Annotated in this window: 16 protein-coding genes and 2 pseudogenes; 4 read left to right on the forward strand and 14 right to left on the reverse strand. The window is 60.5% G+C overall.

Annotation, left to right across the window (positions count from 1 at the left end):
- Positions 1-69: 69 nt before the first annotated feature.
- Positions 70-390, forward strand: a complete 321-nt coding sequence (locus tag RVM26_RS13065; RefSeq protein WP_044630021.1) for a hypothetical protein — start codon at positions 70-72, stop codon at positions 388-390.
- A gap of 317 nt (positions 391-707) precedes the next feature.
- On the opposite strand, the gene RVM26_RS13070 is transcribed toward RVM26_RS13065, so the two are convergent.
- The 7 genes from RVM26_RS13070 to RVM26_RS13100 all read right to left on the reverse strand — a co-directional run bounded on the left by RVM26_RS13070 (position 708) and on the right by RVM26_RS13100 (position 6,981).
- Entirely contained in the window at positions 708-1,301 is a 594-nt protein-coding gene (locus tag RVM26_RS13070; protein WP_498939051.1) for an exopolysaccharide biosynthesis protein, read from the reverse strand.
- Between the two features lie 181 nt (positions 1,302-1,482).
- Positions 1,483-2,496 (reverse strand): nucleoid-associated protein, encoded by a 1,014-nt coding sequence (locus tag RVM26_RS13075; protein WP_498939053.1) that lies wholly within the window; start codon positions 2,494-2,496, stop codon positions 1,483-1,485.
- 35 nt (positions 2,497-2,531) lie between these two features.
- The gene (locus tag RVM26_RS13080; protein ID WP_287806145.1) at positions 2,532-3,293 is read right to left on the reverse strand and encodes an ABC transporter permease; all 762 of its coding nucleotides are present in this window, start codon (positions 3,291-3,293) and stop codon (positions 2,532-2,534) included.
- Entirely contained in the window at positions 3,290-4,225 is a 936-nt protein-coding gene (locus tag RVM26_RS13085) for an ABC transporter ATP-binding protein (protein ID WP_287806142.1), read from the reverse strand. The genes RVM26_RS13080 and RVM26_RS13085 overlap by 4 nt, the downstream gene beginning before the upstream one ends.
- A gap of 58 nt (positions 4,226-4,283) precedes the next feature.
- Positions 4,284-4,562 (reverse strand): peptidylprolyl isomerase, encoded by a 279-nt coding sequence (locus tag RVM26_RS13090; protein ID WP_498939055.1) that lies wholly within the window; start codon positions 4,560-4,562, stop codon positions 4,284-4,286.
- 51 nt (positions 4,563-4,613) lie between these two features.
- Positions 4,614-5,687, reverse strand: coding sequence for a serine hydrolase (locus tag RVM26_RS13095; protein WP_498941754.1), 1,074 nt, complete (start codon positions 5,685-5,687; stop codon positions 4,614-4,616).
- A gap of 103 nt (positions 5,688-5,790) precedes the next feature.
- Positions 5,791-6,981, reverse strand: coding sequence for an acetyltransferase domain-containing protein (locus RVM26_RS13100; RefSeq protein WP_498939057.1), 1,191 nt, complete (start codon positions 6,979-6,981; stop codon positions 5,791-5,793).
- A 241-nt stretch (positions 6,982-7,222) separates the two neighbouring features.
- On the opposite strand from RVM26_RS13100, the gene RVM26_RS13105 reads away from it, so the two are divergent.
- Positions 7,223-8,359, forward strand: a complete 1,137-nt coding sequence (locus RVM26_RS13105) for an RNA-guided endonuclease InsQ/TnpB family protein (RefSeq protein ID WP_498939059.1) — start codon at positions 7,223-7,225, stop codon at positions 8,357-8,359.
- A gap of 82 nt (positions 8,360-8,441) precedes the next feature.
- On the opposite strand, the gene RVM26_RS13110 is transcribed toward RVM26_RS13105, so the two are convergent.
- Complete coding sequence (locus tag RVM26_RS13110) at positions 8,442-8,774, reverse strand: hypothetical protein (protein ID WP_498939061.1); 333 nt, start codon at positions 8,772-8,774, stop codon at positions 8,442-8,444.
- A complete protein-coding gene (locus tag RVM26_RS13115; RefSeq protein ID WP_463004840.1) occupies positions 8,752-9,819 on the reverse strand; it encodes a cache domain-containing protein in 1,068 nt (355 codons plus the stop codon). The genes RVM26_RS13110 and RVM26_RS13115 overlap by 23 nt, the downstream gene beginning before the upstream one ends.
- Positions 9,820-9,951: 132 nt before the next feature.
- Here RVM26_RS13115 and RVM26_RS13120 point away from each other — a divergent pair, with 132 nt between their 5' ends.
- Positions 9,952-10,371 (forward strand): hypothetical protein, encoded by a 420-nt coding sequence (locus RVM26_RS13120; RefSeq protein WP_110070219.1) that lies wholly within the window; start codon positions 9,952-9,954, stop codon positions 10,369-10,371.
- A 9-nt stretch (positions 10,372-10,380) separates the two neighbouring features.
- Here the strand turns inward: RVM26_RS13120 and RVM26_RS13125 are convergent.
- Positions 10,381-10,608, reverse strand: a pseudogene (locus RVM26_RS13125) (type II 3-dehydroquinate dehydratase); the annotation flags it as partial.
- Between the two features lie 17 nt (positions 10,609-10,625).
- Between RVM26_RS13125 and RVM26_RS13130 the strand changes: the two are divergent.
- Positions 10,626-10,991: pseudogene (locus RVM26_RS13130) on the forward strand (transposase); the annotation flags it as partial.
- Here the strand turns inward: RVM26_RS13130 and RVM26_RS13135 are convergent.
- Genes RVM26_RS13135 through tnpA form a run of 4 tightly spaced genes read right to left on the reverse strand, consistent with a single transcriptional unit; the run spans position 10,980 to position 13,551 of the window.
- On the reverse strand, positions 10,980-11,249 hold the full coding sequence (locus RVM26_RS13135; RefSeq protein WP_113862548.1) for a hypothetical protein: 270 nt from the start codon (positions 11,247-11,249) through the stop codon (positions 10,980-10,982). The pseudogene RVM26_RS13130 and the gene RVM26_RS13135 sit on opposite strands and share 12 nt — an antisense overlap.
- Positions 11,239-12,891, reverse strand: a complete 1,653-nt coding sequence (gene tnpC, locus RVM26_RS13140) for an IS66 family transposase (protein ID WP_498939064.1) — start codon at positions 12,889-12,891, stop codon at positions 11,239-11,241. Before tnpC ends, RVM26_RS13135 begins: the two co-directional genes overlap by 11 nt.
- Before the next feature lie 28 nt (positions 12,892-12,919).
- Entirely contained in the window at positions 12,920-13,264 is a 345-nt protein-coding gene (tnpB, locus tag RVM26_RS13145; RefSeq protein ID WP_498939066.1) for an IS66 family insertion sequence element accessory protein TnpB, read from the reverse strand.
- Positions 13,261-13,551 (reverse strand): IS66 family insertion sequence element accessory protein TnpA, encoded by a 291-nt coding sequence (gene tnpA / locus RVM26_RS13150; protein WP_498938318.1) that lies wholly within the window; start codon positions 13,549-13,551, stop codon positions 13,261-13,263. Before tnpA ends, tnpB begins: the two co-directional genes overlap by 4 nt.
- Between the last annotated feature and the right edge of the window lie 68 nt (positions 13,552-13,619).

The following is a 13,619-nucleotide window of genomic DNA, read 5'->3' on the forward strand; positions in this document are numbered from 1 at the left end:
TAACACTCCTACTGCTTTATAATGCACTGCAGCACACCCATTTTGCTGCGATTGCAGGAGCAACCTACCATGCCCGCTGAAGCATTATCCCCCGCGACCACTGCTTCCTTCCACGTACAGCGCAGCTTGCGCCACTGCCTTTCTAGCGTAGCGGAACTGCTTTATGAGAGCGGCCATGTGCTTGAAACCATCACCCTGATACAGCGTGGTTTATCGCACCAGGAGTTGATCTCTCTGAGCCATCAGCACCCCCGTTGGGCGCTTTGCCAGCAAGTGTTGGAAGAGAGTGATGCCGCCACTTTTAATGACTATGGCCGTTTTGTGTTAACAGCCATGGGCCGCGAGCTGATATTTGATATGTTTGGGCAGGGAGCCGCAGACTGCGCCTAACGCGTTAGCCAAGCGCCCGCTAGGCAGGAGCGGGCGCTTGGCAGCACAGGCCGGGGCATAGAGTGAGTGGTTCAGCAGCGTAGCGCTTAGCGTAGGCCCAGTAGGGAAAGAATAAACAGCACTACCACGATCAAACCCACGATATAGATGATGTTACGCATAACGGTGCTCCTTGCTTGTTGCGTTTTCGAGAAAGCAGATGGTTGCTCACCCTTGAGCTGACCCTTCCAGCCTAGCAGGCTTTGTTTTGTTTTGCGTAATCAGCCCCCCCTATCGCGGCTTGCCTTATCAATCAGCGCGAAAAACCTAGTAAAGCATTAGATGAGACTCATCACTACTACCGTGAAGGTCACGCCGGTAAGCAAGAATCCCAACGCCAGCATCAGGCCATCTCTGGCCACCAGCCCCAGCCCAAACAGCGTGAGTGCCAATCCAGCGCCATTAGCACTGAAAGGGATGAACTCCATGGGTGGCATCGCTAACGCCACCAGCAGGCAAGCGAAGGCCGTCACCCGAATACCGATGTAGCCGGTCATCCAAGCCAAGCGCACGCCCAGCAAGCTATCGACCCATTTGGCGGGCTTTTTCATGTAGTGCAGCGCTTTATCAAACTTCTGCCGTGATAAAGAACGATTAAGCAGCCATTTAGGCAGCCAGAACGTTTCCCGCCCTACCAGCAGCTGTGAAGAGGTCAGCAGCACTAACACCGCCATCAGCGTTGGCATGCCGGGGATATCACCAATAATCGGCGCCAGCGTTATCAAGCCTGCCAATAGAAGCAGCGGCCCAAACGAGCGTCTCCCTACCGCATGCACCACATCATCCACGCTAACCTGCGCGTTTTCCCGCTCCATCCGTTCCATGGTGTGGATCAGTTCGGTTAAATTCGTTGCTTCCCGCGTATCGCTCATGGGCGTCTCGGCGCTCCTTTGCCATTGAGCTCTGTTTAAAGTAGGTATGTTTCGCGTCGATCTGTTTAGCTCAGGCCTGTTGAACATCGCTGCTTGGTTAATCGCTTGGCCTCTATAGGTTAGCCCCTGGTGCCGCTCGCTACCCATGCTTTACGCTGCTGTTCAAGCACTTTTAACCTTGTCACTCTTTCCGCTTGGCGAGCTGCTCTTTGAGCTGTTTGGGCACTTGCTTGATGATCAGCCGGTCCTGGGCTTCGTCATACTCAATACTGGAACCCAGCAGGTGTGAATCGAAACTGATCGAGACGCCGCCAGAGCGCCCGGTGAAGCGGCGAAACTGGCTGATAGTGCGTTTGTCCGGCGGGATTTCCGGCGAAAGGCCGTAGTCGGCGTTGCGAATATGGTCGTAAAACGCCTTGGGCTGCTTCTCGTCGACGAGCCCGGAGAGCTCTTCCAGCGTCATGGGTTCGCCCCGGCGCAGCTGCTCGTTGGCGTAATCAACCAGGGTATCGGTCTTTTCACGGCTGGCGTCGTCGTCCAGGTCCTCTTTTTCGACGTAGTCGCTAAAGGCTTTCAGCAGCGTGCGGGTTTCGGCGGGGGCATCAATGCCCTCCTCCATGCCCAGCAGCGCCGCTACGCCATCGGCGAGCTTTTTACCGCCCCGATCTTTTAGAAACGAGACGTACTGCGTGCTTTCCGCACCGCTCTGCCACTGGGTCAGGTTGATGCGGGCTGCCAGGGTGAGTTGGCTTGTGTTCAGTTGGGCGGCAGGCACCGCTTGGTGCGCGTCGTTAAAGCCGATACCTTCCCGTTGGTGAATGAGGGCCATCAGCAGCGTTTCCGTATCGCCCTGACGTAGATGGGCAATGACCAAGTAACCGCCAACGGAGAGCTGACCCTGCAGCGTTTGGGCCAGTCGCTCGGCCATCGCGTTCGCCAGTTGAGCAAAGGTTTGCTCGTCGGCTTGATACGCCGTGAGCCACGCCAACAGCGGCCCGGCCTGCTCGACCTGCTCGGCAAAGCGCCCCCAGCCCTTCGCTTTGGTGTTGTAGGTATCGTTTAGCGCATTCACCAAGGTGCCCATCACGGCGTCATCGCTGTCAGTATGGGCGGGTTCAGGCGGGGCAATCACGCTTAAGCGCTCGCCGTCGAGGGATGGCTCAAGGCGGTAGACAGTACTTTGCAGTAGCGGCATAAGCAGGCGTTACCTTTGCAGAAAAACGTGAAACGTCAGGGCTTCAGCCGGTATCCGGTGCGGAAAATCCAGGCAATGGTGGCCAGGCTGACGGCTAAAAAGAACAGGATCATCGCAATACTGGCGCCCACACTGACATCACTGATGCCATAAAAGCTCCAGCGAAATCCGCTCACCAGGTACACCACGGGGTTGGCCAGGGTCACGGTTTGCCAGAACGGAGGCAGCATATCGATGGAGTAGAAGCTGCCGCCCAGGAACGTGAGCGGGGTAATCACCAGCAGCGGTACAAGCTGCAGCTTGTCGAAGCCATCCGCCCAGATGCCGATGATAAAGCCCAGCAGGCTGAAGGTGACGGCAGTCAGTACCAAAAACGTCAGCATCCAGAACGGGTGGGCGATCTCAAGCGGCACAAAGAAGCTGGACGTACCGAGAATGATCAGCCCTAGCAGTATCGATTTCGAGGCCGCCGCCCCTACGTAGCCCACAACAATCTCCAAATAGGAGATCGGCGCCGACAAAATCTCATAGATGCTGCCGGAGAATTTGGGGAAAAAGATGCCAAACGAGGCGTTCGAGACGCTCTGGGTCAGCAGCATCAGCATAATCAAACCAGGGACGATAAACGCGCCGTAGCTCACCCCGCCAATTTCGGTAATCCGCGAGCCAATCGCCGCGCCAAACACCACAAAGTAGAGCGAGGTAGAGATCACCGGTGAGACAACGCTCTGTAGCAGCGTGCGGCGAGTGCGGGCCATTTCCGCCATGTAAATCGCACGAACGGGATAGAGGTTCATGAGCGCTCCTTCACCAGGTCCACGAAGATATCTTCCAGCGAGCTCTGCCGGGTGTGTAGATCTTTAAAGCTGATGCCCGCCTGCTCTAGCTGCGTTAACAGGGTAGAGATCCCTCGCCCCTCCTCTTCCTGACGGCCATCGTAGGTGTACACCAGCTCATGACCGTCGGCGGCCAAGCTGAGCGCTTCCTGCGCCAGTGCGGGCGGCAATTCCGCCAGCGGGCTGTGTAGCTGCAGGGTGAGCTGCTTGCTGCCCAGCTTTTTCATGAGCGCGGCTTTCTCTTCCACCAGCACGATCTCGCCGCGATTGATGACCCCGATGCGGTCGGCCATCTCTTCGGCTTCTTCGATGTAGTGGGTGGTGAGAATGATCGTCACACCATCGTCCCGCAGCCCGCGTACCACGTTCCACATATCCCGCCGCAGCTCGACATCCACCCCGGCGGTCGGCTCATCCAAAAACAGAATGCGCGGCTCGTGAGAGAGCGCCTTGGCAATCAGCACGCGCCGCTTCATGCCACCGGAGAGGGTCATCAGGCGGTTGTGGCGTTTATCCCACAGCGATAGAGACTTGAGCACTTTTTCGATATGGGCGGGGTTGGGGGATTTACCAAACAGGCCACGGCTGAAGCTCACCGTGTTCCACACCGTTTCAAACGCTTCATTGGTGAGTTCTTGTGGCACAAGGCCAATTCGCTCGCGGGCTTGGCGGTAATCGCGCACGCTGTCGAAGCCGTCGACGATAACATGGCCCTCGCTGGGATTGACCAGCCCGCATACCACGCTGATCAAGGTGGTCTTGCCGGCGCCGTTGGGGCCCAACAAGGCAAAGATTTCACCGCGCGCGATGGTCAGATCGACACGGCTAAGCGCTTGAAAGCCTCCTGAGTAGGTTTTGTTCAGGCCTTCGATGGCAATGATTGGGTCGTTCAAGGCGTGTTCCTCACACCGCGGCGGGAACGCCGCGGTGCTTTACGGGCGCTGGGCGCCCTTAGCTGCGGCTGGTGATTTCGAGCAGGTGATAGCCAAACTGAGTTTGAACCGGCCCATGCACGGTATTCAACTCACCGCTGAAGACGACTTTGTCGAACTCCGGCACCATCTGGCCGGGGCCAAAGCTGCCCAGCTCGCCGCCCTGACGGCCAGAAGGGCAGCTGGAGTGCTGCTTGGCCACGTCGGCAAAGTCACGGCCGTTTTCGATCTCTTGTTTCAGTGCGTTGCACTGCTCTTCACTGCTTACCAGAATATGACGTGCGCTAGCGCGGGCCATGGTCAACTCCTTAATATTCAACCTGATAACGGTTCAACCCAAAACGGCGGGTCAGTTTATCACGCCGCTGTCGTGTAATGCTTCACCTACGCGGGTCAACGCCTGCTCGTGGGCACTCAGCGCCAGCGGGCCACGGCTACAGGCGACGATGACCCAGTGTTGCGGGGGGGCGCCATCGCGGGTGGCGATGCCCGCATCGCAGCTGCGGCGGTGCTGGGTGCCGGTCTTGTGGGCAAAGGTCACCTCGCGGCCCATGCCACGCTTGAGCCGCTGTTCGCCAGAGCGGGTGCGCTGCATGACCTCCCGCAGGGTTTGCCGTTGCTCGCGGTCGAGGTTGTCCATGCCTCCGTGGTGCAGGCTGGCCAGCAGGTCGCCGTAGGCACGCAGTGTGCCGACGTTTTCACCACTGGCTTCGTAGGCATCGAAGGCGCTGTCGTAGTCTGGCTGCGCGAAACTGCTGGGCGATACCCCGAGCGTCCGGGCCAGCGCCGCGGGGCGCTGGCCAAGCCTGTGCTGGCGAAGCGCCATGAAATCGAGCCCGCCCAGCTGGCGGGCCTGCGGGTGCAGCTGGCCGTACACGCCCTGGCGCACACCCACCAGCAGGCTGATGGGCCCCAACTGCTCGGGGTGCCCGCCGCTGGCCGCGACCATGGCCCGAGCACGGGCGTTGACGTCGGCAAGCCCCACGCGGTTGATCAGCATGTCCGTGGCCGTGTTATCACTGACCGTCACCATCTGCTCCAACAGGTAGCGGATGGAAATGGGCGTGCCAGGGTCGTGCCAGTTGACCGGCCCGGCGCCATCCACGAAGTCGCTGCGCGAGAGCGTGATCCGCTCATCCAGCGACAGCGTGCCCGCCTGGCGCTGCGCCAATACTTCCGCGGCCACCGGGACTTTCACCAACGACGCAAGATACCAGGGGTCATCGGCACGCCATGAGTACGCTTCGCCGCTCGTCAGCTGTTGCACGTAGACGCCCAGCTCGCCACCGAATGCCTCTTCGATGGCCGCGATCCGGGCATCCAGGCTGCCCTGCCAAGGGCTCTGCTTGTCGACTTCGTAGTACCAGTTCGTCTCATAACCATGCGCCTGCCCGTGAGTCTCTGCCAGAACGACCGGCCCCATCGGCAGCAGCGCGCCCAGCACCATACTCAACCACCAGCGTTTGAAACGTCTCAAACCTTGCCTCCCCATCTACGGCTCGTTGCACTGCCTATTCTCGTACAGGCTATTTATGTCGGACCACCCAGCGGGTCAGCCCTATCCACAAGGCGGCCCCCAGAATCAACAGCCCGCCCACGCCGAGCACCTGTGGATAAGAGAGGACATTTTCGGCCCCCAGCAAAAAGCGCAGCACCAGAAAAATCATCACGATGTGAAATATGAAGGCCTTGAGGGCATCGCTGCCCACCACGGTCAGCGGCAGCAGCACCTTGGCTGCCATGGCGCCGCCTGCCAATGCCAGGCCCAGTAGCACCAGCGCCCCTCCCACGCTGAACAGCATGAACTTCAGCCCTGGCGGGTGCTTGCCCGCATTGTTGGCAATCGCCAGCATGGCGGCATCGACATCTCCAGCGCTGATGGCCAGGCCGTAGAAACCGGCCACCATCAGCGCCCCTACCACGACCAATACGCCGACCAAACGGCGGCGCAGCGCCACATCGAAGTAGCAGCGCAGCAGGGCCTCCCCCATCAACAACCCCGCCAGCACCAGCGGTGCCCGGCTCAGTTGGCCCCAGGTGTAGTGGTCTTCATGATCCACCAGCAGCGCCTTGAGAATATCGTTTCCGCCGAAGCTCAGCCCTTGAAGCCAGGCCGAGAGCGCGGTCAGCCCCACAATGGCTCCGAGCCGCGCCCACAGAGGCGTTCGTGCCCACAGGGGGAGCAACAGCGGCACCCATAACAGGGCAATGGCATAAAATCCGAGGATTTCGACCCAGATGGCAAAGCGGCCATACAGCAGAGTATCGACGATGTCGGCGGGGGAGTAGTAAGGCAGCATCTCGACGATGGTCAGGGCCTTGTACCAGAACCACACTTCCAAGGCGCGCACCCAAAGCTTGAGGCGCCTTTTGGGCCAATCCTCGCTTTGGGTATGGGCCAAAAAGGCCACCGCCAGGGCAATACCGAACACCAGAATGAACAGCGACGATGAAAACTTGGTGATGAAGTGAACGGGGACCATGCCCCAGTCCGGTACGTTGCGTATGCCGACCAAACCACTCACCGCATGGCTGACGATCATCAGCCCGATGGCGATACCTCGTGCCAGGTCGATGGCTTCGATACGCCCTTCGGCGCGAGGCAGCTGGGGAAGCTCTTTCCAATTCAACACGTTGGGCACGTCCTTGTGTTCGTGGTCAGGGTCAGGGTCATAGCGAAGGGGTTTTGTGAAGATGCGTCTCTTACCATAGCGCATTCATGCGCATTTCCCTTCCACGCTTCGCCTCTATGACACGATAACCCAAACGCAACAGCGCCCCGCAATTGGCGGGGCGCTGCGTGGCTCATCCTTGAGCCGAAGTAGAAGTTACTCCCTTAAGTGGCCGTGGGATTACCAAACAGCGCGTAAAGCATCGCCCAGTCGGGCGGTGATACAAGCGCGCACCGCGTAGCGGTGCCAGATTGACTTCGCCTCATTACCCTGATATTTATACAGCATGACAAAGCGTGCCTACAAAGAACGGTTCTACCCCACCTCCGAACAGGCTGAGCTGCTGGCGCAGTCGTTCGGGTGTGCCCGTTTTGTCTGGAATAATACCCTGGCCTATCGCACCGAGGCGTATCAGCAGCGCGGTGAATCGGTCTCGCACTCATCGGCGGAAAAGCGACTGGTGGGCTTAAAGGCGGAGTTTCCGTGGTTGCGGGATGTTTCCAGCGTGATCCTGCAGCAAACGCTCCGCGACCAGAAAGCCGCCTTCGACAACTTCTTCAACCCAAAGCTCAAGGCGCGCTACCCACGTTTCAAGCGCAAGGATTGCCGGCAGTCGATCCGGCTGACCAAGGCCGCGTTCCGCTATCGGGATGGTGAGATCACTATCGCAAAAGCGAAGACGCCGTTACCCATCCGATGGAGTCGGTCACTACCCTCTGCACCCTCTACCATCACGATTTCACGCGATCGTGCTGGACGCTACTTCATCAGTTGCCTGTGTGATTTCGTGCCAAAAGCGCTTCCGGTCACGCGCAAAACGGTCGGCATTGACCTTGGCTTGAGCGATTTGTTCATTACCAGTGACGGCGCAAAATCGGGCAATCCGCGTCATCTGAAACGCTACGAGGCGAAGCTGGCCTGCTTGCAGCGCCGGTTGGCGAAAAAACAGACAGGTTCAAACAACCGCAACAAACACCGCCGGAAAGTGGCACGGCTACATGCCAAGATCGCCGACTGTCGCCGTGACGCCACCCACAAAGCGACCCGCGCACTCATTAACGAAAACCAAGTCCTGTGCGTCGAGTCACTTAATATCATTGGTATGATCAAGAATAGACGGCTTTCTAAATCCATTAGCGATGCCGGGTGGGGTGAGTTCGTCCGGCAACTGGAATACAAGGCCGCCTGGGCGGGGCGCCAACTGGTGAAAGTGAGCCAGTGGTTCCCCAGCAGCAAGCGGTGTCATGGCTGTGGCTACAAGGTTGAGAAACTGCCGCTGTCGCAACGTCACTGGCACTGCGAAAGCTGCGGCTATCCCATTGACCGCGACATCAACGCGGCCAGGAATATACAAACCGCCGGGCTGGCGGGGTTAGCCTGTGGAGCGACCGGAGCGGAGGACAGCGGCCTAGCTGCTATCTAGTGAAGGCGTGTGGAAGCAGGAAGGTTCTGGGGGTGATCTCAGAACCCTCGCCCAAAGCGCGAAGCGCGGCGGGCGGGGAGTGTCAGCAGCCAGAATCGTCTTCCTCTTCAGTCTCCCACTGATCCTGCTCTTCTTCTTCCTCTTCATAAGTGAATTCTTGCTCTTCCTCTTCGTACTCGGTGGTCACACCGTCGTTGGTGGCACCTTGCTCTTGATCAGCATCGAAAGAGTTGAATGAGCCTTGATCATCCTGTGTGGTTTCTTCCTGCGGCGCAGTGGGGTGCTCTTCATGCTCCTCCATTGCGAATGCCAGCGGGCTGGCTACCAGGCCAAATGATACACCCAGAATACCGAACGAGCACCGAGCCACCGGGCCCATGACTGCACCATTTTCACTCAACAAGCGATGACTCATGCACCAATTTGGCGCCCTCCGGCGGCACCTCGGTGTACTCGATCACCCCGTACCAGCCCAGGCCGGCATAGGTCTCGTAACCCGGGGTTCTGGCAAAGGCCACCAGGCGCGCCTTCTCCTGGCCATAGCCCCGCTCGCGGCCCTCGGTGGCCAACGGGTAGCGCTCGCTGAGAGCGGCCTGGCCCCGGGAGTCGGCGAGGATGCGCGCCTCGGCGTCGAGCAGCATCACCCGACTGCGCGCCCGCTCCTCCTCGCTAAGCCCCACCCCCTGCACCACCGCCTCAGCCTGGGGCGCCCAGTCGAAGAAGATCCCCAGGGTGCCCAGCACCTCGCCGTCGTGGCGGCCCCCGCGGCGAATGGCGGTGGCATAGGTGGCCACGGGGGCATCGTCCAGCGCCGGCTCCCGGGCGATATCGGCGACGCTGTAGTCGTCGCCGTTGGTGGTGGCGAGGGCCTGGCGGAACCAGGCCTGGCCGGCGACGTCATGGCCCACGACTCCCGGGTAGCGGTCCGGGCGGCCGTTGGCGATCACCCGGCCCTGGCGGTCGGTGATCCACAAATCCAGGTAGACGGTATAGGAGCGCAGGATGGTGGCCAGGCGCGCGCTGGCATGGGCCCGGCGGTCCGCCATCGGCGTCTCCACGGCGTCCACCACGGCACTGTCGGTGGCCCACCAGCGCACGTCGCAGGAGCGCTCGAAGAGGTTGCGGTCGATGATCTCCACCGCATTCAACGCCAGGTCGGTGAAGCGCTGGCCGCGCAGCTCGGTGAGCATCTCGGTGCCCGCCTCCTCAAGGCGCCGGGCCTGGGCCTCCACCTCGCCGCGGAAGCCTCGGGCGATGCCGCTGATGCTGCCGGAGACCCGCCCCATCTCCTCGGCCACCACCCCGAAGGCGGCCCCCGCCGCTCCGGCTCGGGCCGCCTCGATACGGGCATTGAGGGCGAGGATCTCGGTCTCGCGCATGATCGACTCGATGGCGCCGACCTTGTCGCGGGTGGTCTCGGCAATGGCGTAGGCGAGTTCGAGGATTCGGTTGTCTTGCATGGCGGGCGTCCTTCTGCTGGGATGCGGGGATGAGGCCGGTGTCAGCCTCGCCCTAAGCAAAGCAAGAAGCGGGCCAGCCGAACGAAACCGCCGCCCCGGGCTCCAAGGGGGCAGTCACCGATAGGAGTTGTCATGAGCGATCCCCATGATCCGCGCCACAACCCGGCCTGGCAGGCCGCCCGCCAGTGGCAGGCCCGCGCTCGCCAGGCGCGCCCCCAAGGCCTGCTGGGCAGCCTGAAGATGCTGCTGGCCTGGCTGCTGTTCGGCGCCATGATGATCGTCGCCATGGTGCTGGGGCTCTTCTTTCTGCTGCTCGGCTGGGCGCTGATGCCGCTGCTGCGTTACCGGCTGAAGAAGCGCATGGAGAAGATGCGCGCCGACCAGGCCGAGGACATCGGCAGCGGTTTCCACTACCGGGAGACCCGCTACCGCGAGACCCGCGGCGCCGACGGCAGCTACCGCGAGCAGCAGGTGCTGGAAGGGGACTATGTGGTGAAGGGTGACGAGGCCAGGGGCGATGACCCGGCCCAGCGCGAGCCCCGCCGCGACTGACGCCCGGCCTCAGCCGGGCTGGCGCATCACCGCCTCCAGGGCGGCGCGATAGCCCTGGCTGCCGAGCCCCGCGATCACCCCGTCGGCGCGCAGCGAGACGTAGGAGTGGTGGCGAAAGCTCTCGCGCTGGTGGACGTTGGAGAGGTGCACCTCGATCACCCTCCCCTCGAAGGCGTTGAGAGCATCGAGGATCGCCACCGAGGTATGGGTGTAGGCCGCCGGATTGATGATGATGGAGTGCTGAACTTAGCGAGCTTCAGCGACGCCAGGTTCAAGAGCACCTGGTCTGGCACGCAGCAGCCGTTGACTATCGGCCGCGCAATGTGAGGGATCCACGCCGCTGGCACCTTGCATGCGACCACGCCATCAATGTTCAGCTGATGCAGCTGGGCGCAGAGTTGAGCACGTTCCTGGAGCTATATGCCAACAAGACACTGGAAGACGGCCGCCGCGCCGTGGTGCGCAACGGCTACCTGCCCGAGCGCACGGTGCAGACTGGCATCGGCGACGTCGAGGTCAAGGTGCCCCGGGTCCGTGACCGCAGTGGCGACGGGGTAACTTTCAGCAGCGCGCTGCTGCGTAAGCGTTCATTCCAAGACGTAGTTGACCTACTTCACGTCACGGAGGGGCCTTAATAACTCCGGCGAGACCTTGTATTGCTTCCTGCCATCCTCCCCCAGCACGATCACACTCTTGCGGTTGATCTTGGTGACGATCCCCAATACCGGGCCTTCCCGGCCCTCGAAGGTCACCTTCAAGCCAACCCGCAACTGACTCAGCGCCTGGAGATTTTCCTGATCCCGGAGCTCATCAATGCGTCGGCAGATATACTGGTTCAGTTCCAGCAACTGGTCGATGCTCATGTCTTCAATGCGCATGAACGGTGGCCTCCGGCTGTGGGTTCTGGCGATCAGGATGACGTGGATCGATCAGCGCCCGTAGTGGATTCTCGGCGAACCGGATTTTCCAGAGTCGGGGCGTCAGGTCGCTGACTTCAAGGGCCGGGTGCTGGCTGATGCGTTGCAGTACGTCCACCAGGTAAGTGTAGGGGTTAATATCGTGCAGCTTGCAGGTGCTGATCAGGCTCTGGATGATACCCAGGTGTTCCGCACCCAGTTCAGTCCAGCAGAACATCCAGTTTTTCTTGCCCATGGGAATGGGCCGCAAAGCCCGTTCCAGGTGGTTGGTGTCTGGCTGCACGTCCGGGTTTTCCAGGAACACGGTCAGGCTGGCTTCCCGGCTGAGAACGTAGTTCAGGGCCTTGGTCAGTGGGTCGCTGGGCACGAGGCCGCCTTGTGCCAACTGATCCCGGCACCACTGGAAGAAGTCGCTGACCACCGGCTTCGAGTGATCCAACCGGTACTGGCGTTTCTTCTCGCCAGTTAGCCCCTGAGCTTTGATGGCCTCTTCATTCCGATACAGCATCGCGATCCGTTGCAGGGCCTCGGTGACGGTCTCAGGATGATCTTTCTGTGCTTCGATAAAATAGCGGCGACCATGCACCCAACATTGGGCATGGGCGACGTTCTCCTGGGCTGCAGCATAACGGGCATAGGCCGCATAGCCGTCACTGATCAGGGTACCGCTGAACGATTCGCTGAGTACCTGTTCAATGTGGGCGCGACCACGGCTGTTCGAGTAGGTGAACACCACCTCGTCGGCATCGCCGTATAACGGCCAGAACCAGCCGGTTTTCATCTTGCCTTTTTGCGGGCCTGCGCGCCCCTGGTGGCCGGCCTTGATGGGCGTTTCATCCATCGCCAGCACCCGGCTGCGCAACACGTTGTCGGTCTGGGCATCCACGATGGGTCGCAGCAGGTCGATGGCCCGCTTGACCAGGTTGGTCAGGGTGCTGCGACTGACGGTGACGCCGGCTTGCCGGATGCGTTGGTGCTGACGATACAGCGGCAAGTGGAACTGGAACTTGTCGACCAGCAGCCCGGCCAGCAGGCTGACATCGGCCAGGCTGTTATCCAGTACGTTGAACGGGGCTGGCGTGGTAATGGGCTTGTCGCTGCCCTTACGCCGGAACACCGGGCGTTCGCACTTGAGCACCACATAACTGGAGGCCCGCTGGGCCAGCCGGAAGGTAGTCTTGCTGCCAATCACTTCGTACTGATCGGCCTCCGGGCCGGTCAGCTCTGGCGGCAGGTGCTCAACCACTTCTACCGGCACATCGGCAGTAAAGCGCAGGCCGGTGTCGTTCAGGCAGTCGTCGTCCCGCTGTTTCTTGCCAGTGCCACGCTGATAGGCTTTAACCGTGCGCTTCTCATTTTTCGGCGGCTGCGCCGGAACCGGGGCGTCATCCGACGCGAACAGGCTATCCTGCCCAGGCAGGTCAAACACCTGCTTCTCGGATTTGGGGCCGAACAGCTGCTTCTTGAACCAGTCCAGTTGATGGGTCAACTGACGAATGGCTTCGGCCTGAGCGCCCAACTGCTCCCGCAACAGGGCATTCTCCTCGGCCAGGGCCGAGTAGGAAGGTGCGTTGGACTGGGATGCGGAAGCCGTTGAATTCATGGCCCATATTATACCGGAAGTCCGTCTTCTATACCCCTCGAAAACGCTTGAACTGGCGGTATTTCTGCACCTCGATGCCATCGATCAGCAGTTGCAGATCCGTCAATGTCAGGGGGCGCTGACCGGAGGCGGATAACGGCACCCGGAACTGCCCTTGTTCCAGGCGCTTGGCCCACAGGCAGTAACCGGTGGTCGTAAAATACAGCATCTTCATCTGGGTCTTGCGCCGATTGACGAAGACGAAATACTGACCGCTGAGCGGGTCGTGCTTCAACTGATTCCGAACCAGGGCACTCAGGCCCCGGAACGATTTGCGCATGTCGGTGGGCTCGGTGCACAGCCAGATGCGGGCCTGGCTATCGAGTCCGATCATCCGTGCTGGCTCAGCCGGAGTTCAACGCCGTTGCCCAGGCTGAGCACAATGTGCCAGCCTGGGCCGGAGGATGGGGAGTTGCCCATCAACGACGAGAGATCCAGAAAACCGGCTTGACTGGATCCTGCCGAATCATTGGTCGACGGATCGGACAGACGCTTGCGCCAGTTACAGAAACTGGCGTAACCAATGTTCTCTTGTTTGCAAAATTGCGAAGCCGAGAGGCCGCTGTCACGCTGCTGATCAACCAGGGCCTGCCACTGTTCGGGTGTGCGGTGCTTTCTCATGGGGGTAACCTCGTGTTGGAAAGTGTGAGGTTACTTTAGGGCGATTTTCAGCAGGTTGGCAGAACGTC

Source organism: Halomonas sp. KM072 (genome assembly GCF_050710315.1).
GTDB classification, from domain to species: Bacteria; Pseudomonadota; Gammaproteobacteria; order Pseudomonadales; family Halomonadaceae; genus Vreelandella; species Vreelandella hamiltonii.